The following is a 17872-nucleotide window of genomic DNA, read 5'->3' as shown; positions in this document are numbered from 1 at the left end:
TTCAAAATAGTTAATCTGTAGCCGAGCCTAAATGGAGAGCTAGGATGCAATCCAAAATTAATAAAGGTCGTCTGTTCTTAAGTTTAAGAAGCGTTGTGTTGCAAAATGGGTACTTAGCCAAGTAATTAAAATACCAATTCCTAAAACGCCTAATAAAACAAGTGCGATAAGTACTTTATTATCTAGAATTCCAAGATCTGGAAAACTTGTTTCTACATAAATCAATACACCAATTAATGATAAAATGGCTAGTACTGCACCTATCATACCTAGTTTAATGCTACGCATCACAAATGGTTTTCTAATAAATGATTTTGTAGCTCCTACCATTTGCATGGTTTTTATGATGAATCGATTAGAATGAATCGAAAGGCGTAATGAACTATTGATTAATAACACAGCAATAAAAGTCAAGAATCCGCTGATTATTAAAATCCACATACTCACTTTTTTAATATTGTCATTAACAAGGTTTACTAGCTGTTTGTCGTAAACAATATCAGAAATCATAGGATTTTTTCGCAGTTTGGCTTCAATTTTAGCAATGCTATCTTTTTCTACATAATCCGCTTTAAGGTGAATGTCATACGAGTTTTGTAAAGGATTTTCACCTAGGAATGTCATGAAATCTTCGCCAATTATATCCGTATGTTGCTTTGCAGCTTGCTCTTTGGTTACATAAACAGTTGTTTTTGCATAAGGTGCTTTTTTCAGTTCACCTCCAAAAGATTTTAGGATACTGTCATTAGCTTCATTTTTAAAGAAGACCGTCATGGCAATTTTCTCCTTAAAATCATTGGCTAATTTTTGAGAATTTATAATGAACAATCCTAAAATTCCTAGTAGAAATAAAACTAAGAATACACTTAGTACTACCGAAAAATAAGAAGAAATTAACCTGCGTTTTTGAAACTTATCAAATGAAGAACTCATAGTTTACTTTAATTATGGGGTAAAAATAATAAAGAATTTCTTTATTTGAAGTTAATAACGCCCAAAGTTTCAACTTTCGTACAATAAACGTAAATTTGGCACCTGAAAAGATTCATAATAACAAAAAAATAGAACTCAGTTACTTTGTAACTCAGTAATTCCTAGTATGAAATACAATCCGAACGAAATAGAAGCCAAATGGCAAAAATATTGGGCAGAAAATCAAACTTTTGCCGCTTCAAATAATTCTGTAAAACCAAAGCATTACGTTTTAGACATGTTTCCTTATCCATCTGGTGCAGGATTACACGTAGGGCATCCCTTGGGGTATATTGCCTCTGACGTATATTCAAGATACAAAAGACATCAAGGTTTTAATGTATTGCACCCAATGGGTTATGATAGTTTTGGATTACCAGCGGAACAATATGCAATTCAAACTGGTCAACGTCCAGAAGATACCACTCGCGTTAATATTGACGGTGGATTTGATAAAGAAGGAAACCAAATTTCGGGTTATAGAAAACAATTGGATAAAATAGGTTTTTCATTCGATTGGAGTAGAGAAGTGCGAACTTCAAATCCTGATTATTACAAACATACCCAGTGGATTTTTATCCAATTATTCAATTCTTGGTACAATAAAAACTCAGATAAAGCAGAAGATATTTCGACTTTGGTTGCTATATTCGAAAAAGAAGGAAATGCAACTGTCAATGCCGTTTGTGATGATAAAATTGTTCCTTTTTCTGCAATTGAATGGAATGCTTTTTCAAAAGGCGAACAAGAAAAAATCCTATTACAATATAGATTAACTTATTTAGCAGAAACCGAAGTAAACTGGTGTCCAGGATTAGGAACAGTTCTAGCTAATGACGAAATTGTAAATGGTGTTTCAGAGCGTGGTGGGTTTACTGTGGTGCGTAAGAAAATGACACAATGGAGCATGCGTATTTCAGCTTATGCGGAACGTTTGTTACAAGGATTAAATGATATCGATTGGAGTGAAAGCATCAAAGAAAGCCAACGCAACTGGATTGGAAAATCGGTTGGAGCAATGGTTACTTTCAAGGTGATAGCGGGAGACATGAGCCAAGAAGAAAGAGGGATTGAAGTTTTTACAACACGTCCCGATACTATTTTTGGAGTTACGTTTATGACATTAGCTCCAGAACATCCTTTGGTTCAAGAAATCACCACTCCAGAATATTTAAATAAAGTAAATGAGTATATTCTTGCATCATCAAAACGTTCCGAAAGAGAGCGTATGGCGGATGTGAAAACCATTTCGGGAGTTTTCACTGGTGCCTATGCAGAGCATCCATTTACCAAAGAAGCCATTCCGGTTTGGATTGGGGATTACGTTTTAGCAGGATACGGAACAGGTGCTGTAATGGCGGTTCCTTGTGGAGACGAAAGAGATTATGCTTTTGCTAATTTCTTTAAAGGTCAAAGCGGAATGCAGGAAATAAAAAATATTTTTGATAAAGATATTTCAGAAGCGGCATTTGGATCTAAAGACGGTTTTCAATTAGTTGATTCTGATTTCTTAACAGGATTGGGATATAAAGAAGGAACTAAAAAAGCAATTGAAGCTTTAGAAAAATTAAATCAAGGATACGGAAAAATCAATTACCGCTTGCGTGATGCTGTTTTCTCTAGACAACGGTATTGGGGAGAACCATTCCCAGTTTATTATGTAAATGGCTTGCCGAAAATGATTGACACGCAACATTTACCTATTGTTTTGCCAGAAGTGGAGAAATATTTACCAACTGAAGATGGTTTACCACCTTTAGGAAATGCTTTGGTTTGGGCTTGGAATACAGCAACAAATGAAGTGGTTAATACGGATTTAGTAGATCATAAAACGATATTCCCATTAGAATTGAACACGATGCCAGGTTGGGCGGGAAGTTCGTTTTATTGGATGCGTTATATGGATGCGCACAATGAAAAGGAGTTTGCAAGCAAGGAAGCATTAGCCTACTGGGAAAGCGTAGATTTATACATAGGCGGAAGCGAACATGCAACAGGACATTTGTTATATTCTCGTTTTTGGAATAAATTTTTAAAAGACAAAGGTTTTGCACCAACCGAAGAACCGTTCAAAAAACTGATCAATCAGGGGATGATTTTGGGTACGAGTGCGTTTGTTTATAGAGTGGAGGGAACGAATACCTTTGTTTCTAAAAATAAAATCGAAGGACAAAATGTGCAACCAATCCATGCAGATGTTTCAATTGTTAATTCTTCAGATGAATTAGATATTGAAAAATTCAAAGTTTGGAGAGAAGATTATAAAGATGCTGAGTTTATTTGTGATGAAAATGGCAAATACATTGTGGGTCGCGAAGTAGAGAAAATGTCTAAATCGAAATACAATGTAGTTACTCCAGATGATATTTGTAATGAATATGGTGCGGATACGTTGCGTTTGTATGAAATGTTCTTAGGACCATTAGAACAAGCGAAACCTTGGAATGCAGCTGGTATTTCGGGAGTGTTTGGTTTCTTGAAAAAATTGTGCCGTTTGTATTTTGATGAACATACAATGATTGTGACGGATGAAGTACCTACGAAAGACAACTTAAAAACATTGCATAAAACCATCAAGAAAGTAGCAGATGATATTGAGAATTTCTCTTTCAACACTTCGGTTTCTCAATTTATGATTTGTGTGAATGAATTGTCTACTCAAGGATGTCATTCTCGTGCGATTCTAGAACCATTAGCAATTGTAATTTCGCCTTATGCGCCGCATATTGCTGAGGAATTATGGTCATTATTAGGAAATACAGGTTCTATTGCTACGGTTCCTTTTCCTGTTTTCGAGCCGAAATATTTAGTAGAATCAGAAAAAGAATATCCCGTTTCTTTCAATGGGAAAATGCGTTTCACAATCGTCTTACCTTTAGATTTAACTAAGGAGCAAATTGAAGAAATCGTTATGAAAGACGAAAGAACAATAAAGCAATTAGAAGGGAGAACGCCAAACAAGGTGATTATTGTTCCTGGTAAAATTATTAATTTGGTTGGGTAAATTATTATTACGTTACATAAATTGATTGTATATTAAAATCCAAATTCCACATCTGCTGGAATTTGGATTTTTTATTTAGATTTTATTTAACGGATGTCAAATTGACATTTTTTAAATTTGGTTCAGATTTTGCTATTTCATTTGTAAATTATGAAAAACTAAAACACTAAAATATGGGAATGGGTTATTTAATTCTTGCAGGAGCTATTATGCTTTTCAGCTGGTTAGTAAGTTCAAGACTAAAGAGTAAATTTGAACAATATTCAAAATTGCATTTGCAAAACGGAATGTCAGGTGCTGAAATTGCTGAGAAAATGCTAGCTGATAACGGAATTCGCGATGTGAGAGTAATATCAGTTTCGGGTCGTTTAACAGATCATTACAACCCGATGGATAAAACAGTGAATCTAAGCGAAGCAGTTTATAATCAGCGCAATGCCGCTGCGGCAGCTGTTGCTGCTCACGAATGTGGGCATGCGGTACAACATGCTGTAGGATATCAATGGTTAACCATGCGCTCTAAATTGGTTCCATTTGTAAATGTGGCATCAAGCTATATGCAGTGGATTTTACTAGGAGGGATTTTAATGATGAAAACCTTTCCACAATTATTATTGGTTGGAATCGTATTGTTTGCGGCAACTACTGTATTTTCGATAATTACATTGCCAGTTGAGTATGATGCGAGTAATAGAGCTTTGGCTTGGTTGGAGAACAAACGAATGCTTACACAGCAAGAACAAGCAGGGGCAAAAGATGCGTTAAAATGGGCTGCGAGAACGTATGTGGTAGCAGCTTTAGGTTCTATTGCAACTTTATTATATTATGTCTCCATTTATATGGGAGGAAGTAGAAGGAATTAATGTCTTTCTCGAAAATAAAAAAAGCGCCTTGTTTATTAAACAAGGCGCTTTTTGCTGTAATTTAATTTAAAGTTGAATCTGTCTGTCGATTTGTTGGTCTAAAGAAATGAAGGTTTCTGTTCTTGAAACCCCTTCGATAGCTTGAATTTTAGTATTTAATAATTGCATTAAGTGTTCGTTATCTCTGCAAATCATTTTTATTAGTATGGACCAGTTTCCTGTCGTGTAATGACATTCTAGTACTTCGGGAATTTTTTTTAAATCTTTTACGGCTTCTGGATTGCGTGCCGCTTTATCAAGGTATATTCCGACAAAGGCCATAGTGTTATATCCTAATATTTTGTGGTTCACTGTAAATTTAGAACCAGATATTACACCAGACTGCTCTAATTTTCGCAATCGTTGATGAATGGCTGCTCCTGAAATCCCAATTTTATTAGCGATTTGAAGAATGGGTTTGCGGGCGTCATTCATTAAATCTCTAAGAATCTCTTTGTCTATACCGTCTATTTCAACTTGAAGGGAATTTATTTTCATAAGTTTAATTTTATAATCAAAAAGTCATTTTTAGTTATAATTGTAAATCAAAATTAAATAAAAAAAGAATATGTTTCGTGTTAGCTCGGTTTTAATTTAAAATGCAAAAAGCCGCAAATGTAGCGGCTTTTTGTAGTATGTAAAATAAAAGTATCTTATTTTCCTTTGTTGGCTTCGATGATGTACTTTTCTAAGGCCATTGTCATGGAAGGGGTATCAGGTGTAGGAGCAAGAATATCAATTCTTAATCCGTGATCCAAAGCTTCTTTTTGAGTTGTGCTACCAAAAACAGCAATTCTTGTGTTGTTTTGCTCGAAGCTTGGAAAGTTTTTATATAATGATTTAATTCCTGTTGGACTAAAAAAGGCCAATACATCATAATAAACATCAGCAAGATCAGATAAGTCACTCATTACCGTTTTGTAAAAAACAGCTTGAGTCCAATCCACTTTTAAATTGTTTAAAGTGATAGGCGCGTCAGCATTCAATTGATCAGAAGCAGGTAGTAAAAACTTTTCGTCTTTATATTTTTTAATCAATGGAGATAAATCTGCGAAATCTTTAGGTCCAACATAAATTTTACGTTTTCTATAAACGACATATTTTTGTAGGTAAAAAGCAACGGCTTCTGATTGACAAAAATATTTCAATCCTTCAGGTACCTTGTAACGCATTTCATCAGCAACTCTGAAAAAATGATCAACCGCATTTCTACTAGTTAAAATAATTGCAGTATAATGATTGAGATCGATTTTTTGAAGTCTAATCTCTTTGGCATTAACTCCTTCTATATGGATAAAAGGTCTGAAATCAATTTTAACTTTATGCTTTTGTTGGAGTTCAAAGTAAGGAGAATTCTCTACTTTAGGCTCGGGTTGTGACACCAAAATTGTTTTCACTTTCATATATTAACGTTTTCTAAGCGCCCCTTTTTGTGTACCAATAATACATAAAAAAATAAGGGGCTATTTCGAGAGTGCAAAGATATAAAATAAAATAAAACAACTTACCGAATATTAAATTTTGATAGTTTTTTATTGAAATCAAATAAGCTAATACATTGAAAATCAAGAAAATGAGCATTATTATTAGTAAAATATTTCTAGAGATTGTATCGTAATAAAACAGAATAACACTGATAGGAAGTATAATTAAGCCAATATAGGTCCTATAAGTTACTTTTTGCAAGTTAAATTGTTCGACAAACTCTTCAATATTGAATGCGGTAGCAATGATTTTTTCAATTAAATATTTGGCTAAAATAAAGAAAATTAAAAAAGTCACTATTTGGATGTACAGGAGCCAATCCGTCTTTGATGCATTGCCTAAAACACTTAGTGAGAGCTGGATGAAAAAAGCAAACGAAATTACTTGTACAAAGAATAATGAAATGGTAAAGCTGCTATTTAAGTTGCTACTATCTCTGTAGACCTTTGAGTATTTATCAGAGAAGATTAAATTCATAAAATCCTCAAAACGGTTTTCGTAAACAGATTTGGTAAAGGCAATTATAGCAAAAGCCAAAACAAACAAAGCAGTTGCCCAATCTTTGTTTTCAGTTATCCTTGGATGAAGTAAGTGATCAATCATAATGGTGCAAAATTACTAATTTTTTATATCAATCTTTTTATTATAAATTTATTATGAATCAAATCGCATAAAAAGGTTACTTTTGCGGTGAAATTACGAGATATATGAACGATTGTATTGTTATAATTCCAACCTATAACGAAATTGAAAATATCGAAAGCATTATCAGATCGGTGCTTTCACAGCACAAGCCTTTTCATATTCTTATTGTTGATGATAATTCTCCAGATCGTACTGCAGACAAAGTTGTTTTACTGCAAAAAGAGTTTGATGGTCGATTATTTTTGGAAAATAGAAAAAAGAAATCAGGTTTAGGAACTGCTTATGTTCATGGTTTTAGATGGGCATTGGAGAGAAAATACAACTTTATTTTTGAAATGGATGCTGATTTTTCTCATAACCCAAATGATTTAGAAAAGTTATATAATGCCTGTCATTTTGGCAACGCAGATTTAGCTATTGGATCTCGATATGTTACTGGAGTAAATGTGGTTAACTGGCCTTTAAACCGAGTTTTAATGTCTTATTTTGCCTCTGTTTACGTGCGTATTATCACGGGAATGAAAATTCATGATGCTACTGCGGGTTTTGTCTGTTATAAAAGAGAAGTCCTTGAGGGAATTAATCTTAATAAGATAAGATTTGTTGGTTATGCCTTTCAAATTGAAATGAAATACCGTACTTTTTGTAAAAAATTCAGCATCGTTGAAGTGCCGATAATTTTTACAGATAGAACAAAAGGAGAATCCAAAATGAGTAATTCAATTATTGTTGAAGCTGTGTTTGGAGTGATTTCTCTGCGATTAAAAAAATTAGTTAATAGTTTATAAGAAAAATATACAATGAATAGGGTTTTAATTAAGAATGCCAAAATAGTAAATGAAGGGGTAATTTTTGAAGGCGATGTTTTAATTGAGAATGACTTAATTGTTGAGATTTCAGAAAGCATTAGTGCCAAGTCATCTGATTATGTTATTATCGATGCTGAAGGCAACTATTTGATGCCTGGAGCTATTGATGATCAAGTTCATTTTAGAGAGCCAGGATTGACTCATAAAGGGGATATTGAATCGGAATCCAGAGCAGCTGTTGCGGGAGGAATCACCTCTTACATTGAGCAACCTAATACGGTTCCTAATGCAGTTACTCAAGAAATATTAGAACAAAAATACCAAATTGCTGCTGAAAAGTCCTATGCGAATTATTCGTTTATGATGGGGGCTACCAATGATAATTTGGAAGAAGTTTTAAAAACAAATCCTAAGAATGTTGCTGGAATAAAAATATTTTTGGGTTCTTCAACAGGAAATATGTTGGTAGATAACGAAGCTACTTTAGAAAAGATTTTTTCAAGTACTCCGATGCTTATTGCTGTTCATTGTGAAGATGAGGCGACAATTAAGAATAATTTGGAAAAATATATAGCAGAGTATGGCGACGATGTACCTGTTACGGCACATCACCTTATTCGATCAGAAGAGGCTTGTTATATTTCTTCTTCTAAAGCAGTTGCTTTAGCTAAGAAAACGGGTGCTCGTTTGCATATTTTTCATCTTTCGACTGCAAAAGAAATGGATTTATTTACCAATAAAATTCCATTAGAACAAAAGAAAATTACTGCCGAAGTTTGTGTGCATCATTTGTGGTTTACCAATGATGATTATGCAACCAAAGGAAATCTTATAAAATGGAATCCTGCAGTAAAAACTGCTAATGATAGAAAAGTACTTTGGGAAGCGTTACTCGATGATAGAATTGATGTGATTGCTACGGATCATGCACCACATACATTGGAGGAGAAGAAACAATCGTACTTAAAAGCACCTTCGGGAGGTCCTTTAGTTCAACATGCTGTTGTGGCTATGTTTGAAGCGTTTCATCAAGGAAAAATAAGTGTAGAGAAGATTGTGGAAAAAATGTGCCATAATCCGGCAAAAATTTTCAAAATTGAGAAACGCGGATTTATAAAAGAAGGATATTATGCGGATTTAGTTATTGTAAATGCTGGCCTTCCTTGGAGTGTAAAGAAAGAAAATATTTTGGCTAAATGTGGTTGGTCTCCGTTTATGGGCTTTACTTTTAAGTCAAGAGTTACCCATACTTTTGTAAATGGAAGATTAGTTTATGCCGCTTTTAAAGTGAAAGAGATTCGTGCTGGAAAAAGATTGTTATTTGATCGTTAAAAGAAAATAGATGAAAAAGCTGCTGTCATTTTTATTAATTGTAGTCACATTTCTGAGTTGTAAAGAGGAAGTGATTACTAAACCGGAGGGTCTTATTGAAAAAGGGAAGATGGTGAATATTATGTATGATTTGGCACTTTTAGAAGCGATTAAGTACCAAAACCCGACGTCTTTAAACACTAATAAAATAAACGCTCCAGATTATATTTATAAAAAATATAAAATTGACAGTCTTCAATTTGCGCAAAGTAATGTCTATTATGCCTCAAATTATGTGGAATATAAAGGGATGTTTGATCAAGTAATTAAGCGAATTGACAGTAGGAAAGTAATTGTAGATTCACTAGTAAAGGTGGAGAACAAGAATAAAATAAAATTAGATTCCATAAAAGGCATAACGAATCCTTTGTCTAAAAAAGGAGATTCCTTGAAAAAGAAAATCAGTACCGTTAATAAAAACAACACTCGAAGAGATACTGTTTTAACGGATTATCACATTTTAAAATAAAGGAGTAATTTTTTTAATGTACTCTTCCACTTCTTGAAAATGATATTCTAAGGCAGTTTTTACCTTTTCATTCGAATATTCATTTATGGAATAAGATGCTTTGGCAGTTGCTTTAGTGATTTTTCTTTTGCTCTGAAAAATACTTGATAAAAACCAATCTGCTCTCCAAGCAAGACTTAATAAAAAAGGATTGGCATGATGTTTAGGTCTGTTTGTATTCAAAGCGTCCGAAATCATATTTAGTAGATCTCTAAAAATTATATTTTGAGAAATTAATGTATACCGTTGGTTTGTAATAGTACTTTTCATCAATTGTGTCATGATTTTAACCACATCACTTACGGCGACAAATCCAGTGGAACCGTTGGTGTAAAATGACAATCCGTTTCTTATTTTTTCAAATAGTTGTCCGCTTCCTTGATTTAAAAATCCAGGGCCAATAATAACGCCCGGATTAACTATTATAACGTTTAGTCCTTCTTGTTGACCACGCCAAATTTCCATTTCGGCGCCATATTTAGAAATAGCATAATCGCTATGGGGTTTTTCTGGATTCCATTCCGTTTCTTCAGTAATAATTAATTCATTTCCAGTTAAATCACCAAGTGCAGCGGTAGAACTTACATGACATAATTTTTTAATTTTATTGACAAGACATAAGTTAACCACATTTGCAGTCCCCTCGATATTGGTTTTTCGTAAAAGGGCTTCGTCTTTTGGGTCAAATGAAATTACGGCAGCACAATGATATACATATTCAATTTCTTGAAAGGCTTCTTCTAACGAAGGAACGTCTATAATATCAGCTTTTATCCATTCGATAGCATCAAATAAAGGGGCTTTATTGTAACTTTCAAATAAAGATTTTGTTTTTTGGATGCTTTTTAGTTCACGATAAGTGGCGCGTATTTTTTTATTGTCTGTGCTTCCAGATTCTATTAAATGCAGCAGTAAATGCGCTCCTACTAACCCTGTTCCTCCTGTTACTAATACCATTTTGTAAAGATAAATAGATTGTTTGATTTTTAGACCGATTGATTTTCAAATTATGCAATTAAAACTATCTTTGTGAAAATTGATTTTTAGAAAATGAAAAATATTATTTCCGAATTACAATGGCGTGGATTGGTTCACGATATCATGCCTGGAACAGAAGAACAACTTTTGAAAGAAATGACGACGACTTACATCGGATTTGATCCTACATCAGATTCATTGCATATAGGGAGTTTGGTTCCAATAATTCTTTTAGTACATTTAAAAAACTTTGGACATAAACCTATTGCTTTAGTTGGAGGCGCAACTGGAATGATTGGAGATCCATCAGGAAAATCGGATGAGCGAAACTTATTAGATGAAACCACGTTAAATTATAATGTTGAAGGTATAAAAAATGTTTTATCACGTTTTTTGGATTTTAATTCGAATGAAATAAATGCTCCAGTTTTAGTAAATAATTACGACTGGATGAAAAATTTATCCTTTATTAATTTTGCTCGTGATGTAGGTAAAAGAATTACAGTAAACTACATGATGGCTAAGGATTCTGTTAAGAAAAGATTAGCGGGTGAAGGAGAAGGGATGTCATTTACGGAGTTTACGTATCAATTGATTCAAGGGTATGATTTTTACCATTTACATAAAGAGTACAACTGTTTGTTACAAATGGGAGGTTCTGATCAATGGGGAAATATCACTACAGGAACGGAGCTAGTTCGTCGCATGAATGTAGGGGAGGAAGCTAAAGCATACGCCATGACTTGCCCTTTAATTACGAAAGCAGATGGTTCTAAATTTGGAAAATCCGAAGGTGGAAATGTTTGGTTGACTACTGATAAAACTTCGGTTTATAAATTCTACCAATTTTGGTTGAACACGACTGATGTTGATGCGGAGAAATATATTAAAATCTTCACATTTTTAGATAAAGATACAATCGATAGCTTAATTGAAGAACATAAAACAGCGCCTCATTTAAGAGTATTACAACGCAAATTAGCTGAAGAGTTAACCGTTTTTGTTCATTCTCAAGAAGACCTAGAGAAAGCGATAAAAGCATCGGCTATTTTATTTGGAAACGCGACTGCTGATGATTTGAAGGAACTAGATGAAGCTACTTTCTTGGAAGTTTTTTATGGGGTTCCTCAAGCTGAAATTGCGAGAAATGAAATGGAAGCTGGAATTGATATTATCACTGTTTTAAATGATAAAACAGGGTTTTTTAAATCGAATGGGGAAGCCAGACGCGCTTTAACGGCAAATTCAATTTCAGTAAATAAAGAAAAAGTAAAAGAGGACTTTGTTTTGTCTTCAAAAGATTTAATTAACAATCAATTTGTATTGTTGCAAAGTGGGAAGAAAAATTATTTTGTGGTAAGGATTGTTTAACTGTTTATTCAGTTAACCGATTAAACAAATAACCGAATCAACTTTTACAAAACCATTAAATTGCAACCTCTAATATCTGAATTGTCAAAACGTCCCAATACCTCGAAAGAGTTGTTGGGATTTTTTTTGCCTAAATCTTGTGTGGCAATAAAGGAACAGGAATTAATGTTAGCCAAATCAATGACGTTGATTCCGCCAGTTTTTCCGTTTTCAATATAAGTCAGAGCATCTTCGGTATCACGAATGTGGATTTGCATCCAAGAAGGGCATTCAAAGACTCCGTTACCCAACGAATAAGCTTGAGAGAGTAATTCTGTCATACCATATTCAGAATGGATTGCAGGTACTCCAAATCCGTTGCACAGTTGTTCATGAAGTTCCTCGCGAATCATTTCTTTGCGTTTCCCTTTCATCCCGCCCGTTTCCATGATAATTGTATTCTGTAATTGAAAGGACTGTTTTTCTATTAAGTCTAATAATGCATAGGTAACACCAATCAAGATGACATTTTGACCTGATTGATCTAATGTGATGAGGTTCTGGATTAATTCATCATGATTATGAAGGTAAAAACCGCTTTCAGGATGTTTTGATAATTGAATTAAATCTTCGACCATATAAATCAGTGAAGAGCCTTCTCTTTCTAGGTAAGAAGGTAATAGAGCTAAGACAACATAGTCTTCAATGTTTCCATAAAATTCCGAAAACGCTTTTCGATAACTTTCTTCATATACTGAAGCATCTGTCACTAAATGTTTACTAGTTATCATTCCTGTGGTACCACTACTTGTAAATGTTTCTTCAATAGCATTTGTGTTGGATAGAACTTGGTGGCTTTTGAAAAATTGAATAGGTAAAAATGGAATTTGTTGTATTGATTTTACTTTTGAAACATCAACATTCAATAAGTTACAAAATTCTGTATAGACCAAGTTATTCTCATATTGAAAACGAAATACTTTTAAAGCTATTTTTTCAAATTGCTTTTGACCAGAAATTGCAAATATAGTGTCAGTTGTAATCAAGTTTTTTTTTACAAAGGTATAAATTTTACAAAGGCTTTAATAATTCTAAATGGGTAAGGCTGTAAAATAAAAAAAGCTTCAATTTGAATTGAAGCTTTTAAATTATATTTAGAAAGTAATTTTTATCTTACGATGAGCTTTCTTGTTGCCGAAGCATTATTTTCATTTATTTTAATAATGTAAACACCAGGTGAAATGTTAGGTATGTTTAATTCTCTTGAACTAATCATCGTTTGAAGTACTTTTTTTCCAAGGAGGTCAAAAATGATAACTTCTTTTTCTAGGTCGTTTTTTGTAGAAATGTATACTTTACCATTACTCACTGGGTTTGGATACAAGTTTAAACCCTCAATAACTGAAGTTTCTTGAGTTTTTGGTTGTTGCTTTACTTCTTGAGCGTTAGTGCTCATGGAAAAGAAAAAAACCAATAAGAGTATAGTATAAAAGTAATTTTTTGCCATCAGCTTAATTTTGATTAGTAAATATACTAAAAAAATACAAATACTATACCAAAAAAAACACCTTTCATATTGAAAGGTGTTTTTAATATAAATTTGGTTCTTTTTAGATTAGAAACCTACAGACCATCCAGCAGCCCAAGCTGGCATTCCAACTCCGTTTCCAGCTCCAGTTGCAGTTGTAGATTGTGCAGTGACAATTGCAGAAACATCAACACTAACTCCGCTAGTCGCAGGTGCTACAGCATTTAATTTTCCTTTAGTTTTTACAGCAACATCTGCAATGAAGTTAACATTAACTGCTTTTAAAGCAGTAGGAATCCAAGCGATAGTTTCGTCATTTTCAACGTTGAAACCTACAGCCCATCCGCTAAATACTAAGTTTGTAAAAATCCCTTTAGTTCCTCTTCTTAATTTCATTGCATCATTTTCTAACCATGTTCCAGTTGTTGGAGCACTTCCAGGACCTACAAGAGTTAAGTTAGTGATAGATGGGTTTGCAATAGGTGTGTTAGAGTACCCTAATTCAAAGTTATCTGCTTCGATTCCTCTATTCCCTTTTCCAAAATCTAATTTTCCGTACCAGTTTGTGTTTGTTCCAGACCATCCTTCAGTCCAGTCAAATTGATCATCTTCGTTACCGATAGAGATTAAGTTTGAAGTATTTACTGTTCCTCCAAAAAATTCAACTCCATCATCAGCTCCTTGGAAAAATTCTACATAGTCAATTGTAGTTCCTGAACCAACTCCAAATAATGAAAGTCCGTTAAATTCTTTTTCACTGTTAAAAGCAGCTCCAGCATATTCAATTCTAAGGTATTTGATTGATCCTGAATTGTCATTAGAAACAGTTCCACCGTAACTTAAGTCGGCTACTTCTGATTGAGCAGTACTTGTTCCACCAGTTACACGATTAATAGGTGCTTTACCACAGATTACTAATCCACCCCAGTCTCCAGCTTTTTTAGTAGTTAATCCACTAGTCATAACAACTGGTTTAGCAGCTGTACCGTTTACATTTAGTTTTCCACCTTGAGCAATTGCTATATATGCAGAAGTTCCACCTGTACCTTCGATAACTGTTCCAGCAGGAATAATTAATGTTGCTCCGCTGTTTACTTGAATTTTACCTGTTAATTTGTATGTTTTTGTCGCGTCTAAAGTTACTTCACCGTCAGATATCGTTCCTTGGAAATTTGTTGCGTCAGCAACAAAAGTTGAAGAAGGAGGTGTAGTAGGTGTAGGAGTGTCATTAGATGAACAGCTAGTCATTAAACCTGCAGTTAATGCTAAAAATCCGAATAATTTTAAAGTTGTTTTTTTCATGATTCTTTAAATAATATTTTAGTTATTTTGTTGGTACAAAGATGCAATAAGAACTTTTTTTGGATGTTATCTAAATGTAATTGTTTGTTTAATAAAAGGACAATTGAACATTAAGCCAATGTTATTTAAGTAACCTTATGGTTTGTTGCTTTTGTGATTTCTTAAAGAATTGAGCAAAAAAAAAGAACAGCAATTAGCTGTTCTTTATAAGTTCCTTATTTTGATTTTTTAATTAAAATTGATAGTTCAGACTTAGACTTAATGTCATCCCTTTTTTATAGGAAAGTACATTTACATCACCAGTAGCATTTTCTTGTACTCTATTGATTGACGGGTCTAAAATGTTTTTTACTACTAATCCTAGTCCTAATTTTTCACTAAGTTTAGATTTTGCGATAAAGTCTAGCGAACCAAATGCTTTGTCTACTAAATCTCCCTTACCATTTGTTCCAATAGCATTTACTCTGTCTGAAAAGTAAGAGTAGGCTAATGTTGTGTTTAGGTTGCTGTTTTTATTATTCCACTCGTTAAATAAAGTTAAGTCGGCATTTAATAGTAAATCAGATGCTCCTGTAAATTTACTTTTCTTATTTGTAAAGTCAACTTGGTAGTTGGTTTCACTATTTACCTTTCCAGCATTTAGTTCTTGGTTGCTATATAAATAAGAAGCGTTAATACCAGCGGATAGTTTTTTAGAATTTTCAGTATCGAAATTAAAAAGTTGTTTTCTGTACTCAATTTCTCCACCAGCAACGTAGCCATAATCTCCTGTATTGATAAAAGAGATATCATTTGAAGAAGAAGAAATTGTTACTTCATTCATTGGGTTCAAAATATATTTTCCAAAAGCTGTAACCGAAATTAGTTCATCACTTTTAGGGAACATTTCCCATTTAAGGTCTAAGTTATAATCATCAGATTCATACAAGAATGGATTTCCTACTTTTACTTGTAATACTTCTTCGTAAACAAATAATGCTCTTTCTTTAAACTGAGGTAAAGTGTACGTTTTACTTGCTCCTAAACGTAAATTTTGTTTATCGTTTAATTCATACTTCATGATTACACTTGGTAAAAACGCTGTTTTTTCCAATTTATCATTACCAATACCACCTAACTGAGTGTACCAATTCACTTTTTGAGTAATTTGCTCTCCTCTCAAGCCTACTATTGCAGTTAACTTATTGAATTTATATTCCGTATTTAAGAAAGCACCATGGATTATCTGGTCGCCACCGTAAGTTTGAGGATCTAATGCATTAAATACTTGTGAATTACCACGAAATGTTGCTATAGAAAAATAGCCATTATTGAAATTATCTTGGTTATAAAACAAATCTAGGTTATTTGGATCTACAACAGTATTGGTGTACCCATTGTTAGCCTTAAAGTTGAATTGAGTTGCTTGAAAACCTCTTGATTTAATTCTTTCATTTGCACCCACTGTAATTTTTCCTAGAAAATCACCTGATGCATTTTTACTGAATTTATAATCATATGATGCGTTTGCAGCTAGTTCGTCTTCTTTTAATTTTTGAAAATACCTGTGATTGTCTGGAGCTGAAATACTTGATAATTGATATCCAGTAGCTTCTTTTCTGAAAATATTTTGAACTCTGTCTGGCATGCTTCCGTCAATGATGTTGTATGAAACACCCCAATTTAATTGAGAACGATCCCCAATCTTGTGGTCTCCTAATATTTGGTTAATCCATAAACTATTTTTCTCATAATTGAAACGACGAATTAAACCGTTTCCATCGTTAGCGATATCTACAATGTACCCATAATACTCTTCTTTTGACTGCGTAGAAGTATTGATATAAAGTGTATTGAAACTTACTTTGTTATTATTGTTTATTTTGTAACCAATATTAGCCATTCCAGTAGTATTGGTTTCATATTTCATTTCGCTATATTTTTCGAAGTTTTTATTAGCGATTCCGTTACCATTTACACTTGCCTTTGCAGTTCCATTACTTTTAGATGAGAAATCGTTATTGAATGATGCTGTTGCAAAAAAGCTAAGTTTTCCTTCTGAACCTACATCAAATGATTTTCCTCCAGAAATTCCAAATGAACTTGCAATTGGAGTATAGTCTTGCATTTTTAGAGAGCTGTAGTTATATTGTGTTAATGCATTGGTAGGGATTCCTTTTTTTGTAAAACCCGTTCTGCTCATTCCACCTTGAAGTTTAAAATTGTTTTCGGCTAAAGCATTCGTATTTACTTTTGTCCCAATGTCTAATTTTAAAAAACCACTTCCTTTGTAATCTTTTGAAATAATATCTACGTTTCCACCCGCAAAATCTCCGTAGATTTTACCATTATATACCTTGTCTATTGAAATATACTCAACGATGTCAGTGGAGAAAATTTCAAGATTTAAGTTTTTCTTTTCAGGATCGTTTGATGGTATAGGTAATCCATTCATTGTAGTTGAATTGTAACGGTCTCCTAATCCTCTTACAAAAATATTTCCAGATCCTTCTTGTTTAGTTATTCCAGTAGTTTTTGTGACAGCTGTAGCAACATCACTAACGCCTTTTCTAGCTAGTTCTTGAGAGCCAATACTTTGTTTTATCTCAACAGCATTCTTTTGATCTAATAATAGAGCGGTCTCTTTTTGCTTGTTTACATTTGTTGTAATAACAACATCGTCTAATTTGTAACTAGAAGAACCAAGTGCTTGATTAAGTGCAATAGTTTCGCCACTTTTAACGATAACTGGAATTTCTATAGATTCATAGCCAATGAAGCTAAATTGTATTACATAATTTCCTGCTGGTGCATTTACAGTGTATTTTCCATCAATGTCGGTCGTTGCATTTATAGATGTGCCTTTTAATAATACGTTAGCAAAAGGTAATGTTTCGTTGTTTGAATCTTTATCAGTTAGTACTCCAGAAATAGTACCTTTAGTTTGTGCAAAAGTTAGGGTACTGATAAAAAGCGTTAAAATGAATAATTTCAGTTTCATAATTGTGTTTAATTTTTTGCAAAGTAATAGTGTCTTTG

15 protein-coding genes are annotated in these 17872 nt (G+C 33.3%); 6 read left to right on the top strand and 9 right to left on the bottom strand.

What is annotated here, in order from left to right; genetic code table 11:
• Positions 1–57: 57 nt before the first annotated feature.
• Positions 58–933, bottom strand: a complete 876-nt coding sequence (locus AB3G36_RS02420) for a cell division protein FtsX (RefSeq protein WP_367755641.1) — start codon at positions 931–933, stop codon at positions 58–60.
• A gap of 166 nt (positions 934–1099) precedes the next feature.
• Between AB3G36_RS02420 and leuS the strand changes: the two genes are divergently transcribed.
• Positions 1100–3976: a leucine--tRNA ligase gene (leuS, locus tag AB3G36_RS02415; RefSeq protein WP_367755639.1), complete on the top strand. Its 2877-nt coding sequence runs from the start codon at positions 1100–1102 to the stop codon at positions 3974–3976.
• A gap of 173 nt (positions 3977–4149) precedes the next feature.
• The gene (locus tag AB3G36_RS02410; RefSeq protein WP_367755637.1) at positions 4150–4839 is read left to right on the top strand and encodes a zinc metallopeptidase; all 690 of its coding nucleotides are present in this window, start codon (positions 4150–4152) and stop codon (positions 4837–4839) included.
• Between the two features lie 66 nt (positions 4840–4905).
• Here AB3G36_RS02410 and AB3G36_RS02405 read toward each other — a convergent pair whose 3' ends face one another.
• The 3 genes from AB3G36_RS02405 to AB3G36_RS02395 form a co-directional block, all read right to left on the bottom strand.
• On the bottom strand, positions 4906–5376 hold the full coding sequence (locus tag AB3G36_RS02405) for an Lrp/AsnC family transcriptional regulator (RefSeq protein WP_367755635.1): 471 nt from the start codon (positions 5374–5376) through the stop codon (positions 4906–4908).
• 155 nt (positions 5377–5531) lie between these two features.
• On the bottom strand, positions 5532–6281 hold the full coding sequence (locus tag AB3G36_RS02400; protein ID WP_367755633.1) for a uroporphyrinogen-III synthase: 750 nt from the start codon (positions 6279–6281) through the stop codon (positions 5532–5534).
• 13 nt (positions 6282–6294) lie between these two features.
• Entirely contained in the window at positions 6295–6966 is a 672-nt protein-coding gene (locus AB3G36_RS02395) for a DUF4271 domain-containing protein (protein ID WP_367755631.1), read from the bottom strand.
• A 104-nt stretch (positions 6967–7070) separates the two neighbouring features.
• Here AB3G36_RS02395 and AB3G36_RS02390 point away from each other — a divergent pair, with 104 nt between their 5' ends.
• From AB3G36_RS02390 to AB3G36_RS02380, 3 genes are read left to right on the top strand one after another with little or no spacing between them, the layout of a single operon-like run.
• Positions 7071–7796: a polyprenol monophosphomannose synthase gene (locus tag AB3G36_RS02390; protein ID WP_367755629.1), complete on the top strand. Its 726-nt coding sequence runs from the start codon at positions 7071–7073 to the stop codon at positions 7794–7796.
• A 12-nt stretch (positions 7797–7808) separates the two neighbouring features.
• Positions 7809–9149, top strand: a complete 1341-nt coding sequence (locus AB3G36_RS02385; protein WP_367755627.1) for a dihydroorotase — start codon at positions 7809–7811, stop codon at positions 9147–9149.
• Positions 9150–9159: 10 nt separating this feature from the next.
• Entirely contained in the window at positions 9160–9657 is a 498-nt protein-coding gene (locus tag AB3G36_RS02380; protein WP_367755625.1) for a DUF4296 domain-containing protein, read from the top strand.
• Here the strand turns inward: AB3G36_RS02380 and AB3G36_RS02375 are convergent.
• Positions 9649–10653: an NAD-dependent epimerase/dehydratase family protein gene (locus AB3G36_RS02375; protein ID WP_367755623.1), complete on the bottom strand. Its 1005-nt coding sequence runs from the start codon at positions 10651–10653 to the stop codon at positions 9649–9651. The genes AB3G36_RS02380 and AB3G36_RS02375 overlap by 9 nt on opposite strands.
• 93 nt (positions 10654–10746) lie before the next feature.
• Here AB3G36_RS02375 and tyrS point away from each other — a divergent pair, with 93 nt between their 5' ends.
• Positions 10747–12045, top strand: coding sequence for a tyrosine--tRNA ligase (gene tyrS, locus AB3G36_RS02370; protein ID WP_367755621.1), 1299 nt, complete (start codon positions 10747–10749; stop codon positions 12043–12045).
• A 44-nt stretch (positions 12046–12089) separates the two neighbouring features.
• Here tyrS and AB3G36_RS02365 read toward each other — a convergent pair whose 3' ends face one another.
• From AB3G36_RS02365 to AB3G36_RS02350, 4 genes are all read right to left on the bottom strand, one after another.
• Positions 12090–13070 carry an acyl transferase gene (locus tag AB3G36_RS02365; protein ID WP_367755619.1) on the bottom strand — a complete coding sequence of 327 codons (981 nt, stop codon included), beginning with the start codon at positions 13068–13070 and terminating at the stop codon, positions 12090–12092.
• Between the two features lie 122 nt (positions 13071–13192).
• Positions 13193–13531, bottom strand: coding sequence for a T9SS type A sorting domain-containing protein (locus tag AB3G36_RS02360; protein ID WP_367755617.1), 339 nt, complete (start codon positions 13529–13531; stop codon positions 13193–13195).
• 108 nt (positions 13532–13639) lie between these two features.
• Entirely contained in the window at positions 13640–14854 is a 1215-nt protein-coding gene (locus tag AB3G36_RS02355; protein ID WP_367755615.1) for a hypothetical protein, read from the bottom strand.
• Between the two features lie 232 nt (positions 14855–15086).
• Positions 15087–17834, bottom strand: a complete 2748-nt coding sequence (locus tag AB3G36_RS02350) for a TonB-dependent receptor (protein WP_367755613.1) — start codon at positions 17832–17834, stop codon at positions 15087–15089.
• Positions 17835–17872: the final 38 nt, after the last annotated feature.

The organism is Flavobacterium sp. WC2430 (assembly GCF_040822075.1).
Classification (GTDB): Bacteria; Bacteroidota; Bacteroidia; order Flavobacteriales; family Flavobacteriaceae; genus Flavobacterium.
Note: the sequence above shows the minus strand (reverse complement) of the source record. Positions and strands in the feature narration are given on the sequence as shown.

Excerpts from the sequence above, each read along its gene's own strand:
- leuS (WP_367755639.1), top strand. The coding sequence starts at position 1,100 with ATGAAATACAATCCGAACGAAATAGAAGCCAAATGGCAAAAATATTGG.
- AB3G36_RS02405 (WP_367755635.1), bottom strand. The coding sequence starts at position 5,376 with ATGAAAATAAATTCCCTTCAAGTTGAAATAGACGGTATAGACAAAGAG.
- AB3G36_RS02360 (WP_367755617.1), bottom strand. The coding sequence starts at position 13,531 with ATGGCAAAAAATTACTTTTATACTATACTCTTATTGGTTTTTTTCTTT.
- tyrS (WP_367755621.1), top strand. The coding sequence starts at position 10,747 with ATGAAAAATATTATTTCCGAATTACAATGGCGTGGATTGGTTCACGAT.
- AB3G36_RS02420 (WP_367755641.1), bottom strand. The coding sequence starts at position 933 with ATGAGTTCTTCATTTGATAAGTTTCAAAAACGCAGGTTAATTTCTTCT.
- AB3G36_RS02375 (WP_367755623.1), bottom strand. The coding sequence starts at position 10,653 with ATGGTATTAGTAACAGGAGGAACAGGGTTAGTAGGAGCGCATTTACTG.
- AB3G36_RS02350 (WP_367755613.1), bottom strand. The coding sequence starts at position 17,834 with ATGAAACTGAAATTATTCATTTTAACGCTTTTTATCAGTACCCTAACT.
- AB3G36_RS02410 (WP_367755637.1), top strand. The coding sequence starts at position 4,150 with ATGGGAATGGGTTATTTAATTCTTGCAGGAGCTATTATGCTTTTCAGC.
- AB3G36_RS02355 (WP_367755615.1), bottom strand. The coding sequence starts at position 14,854 with ATGAAAAAAACAACTTTAAAATTATTCGGATTTTTAGCATTAACTGCA.
- AB3G36_RS02395 (WP_367755631.1), bottom strand. The coding sequence starts at position 6,966 with ATGATTGATCACTTACTTCATCCAAGGATAACTGAAAACAAAGATTGG.
- AB3G36_RS02380 (WP_367755625.1), top strand. The coding sequence starts at position 9,160 with ATGAAAAAGCTGCTGTCATTTTTATTAATTGTAGTCACATTTCTGAGT.
- AB3G36_RS02390 (WP_367755629.1), top strand. The coding sequence starts at position 7,071 with ATGAACGATTGTATTGTTATAATTCCAACCTATAACGAAATTGAAAAT.
- AB3G36_RS02385 (WP_367755627.1), top strand. The coding sequence starts at position 7,809 with ATGAATAGGGTTTTAATTAAGAATGCCAAAATAGTAAATGAAGGGGTA.
- AB3G36_RS02400 (WP_367755633.1), bottom strand. The coding sequence starts at position 6,281 with ATGAAAGTGAAAACAATTTTGGTGTCACAACCCGAGCCTAAAGTAGAG.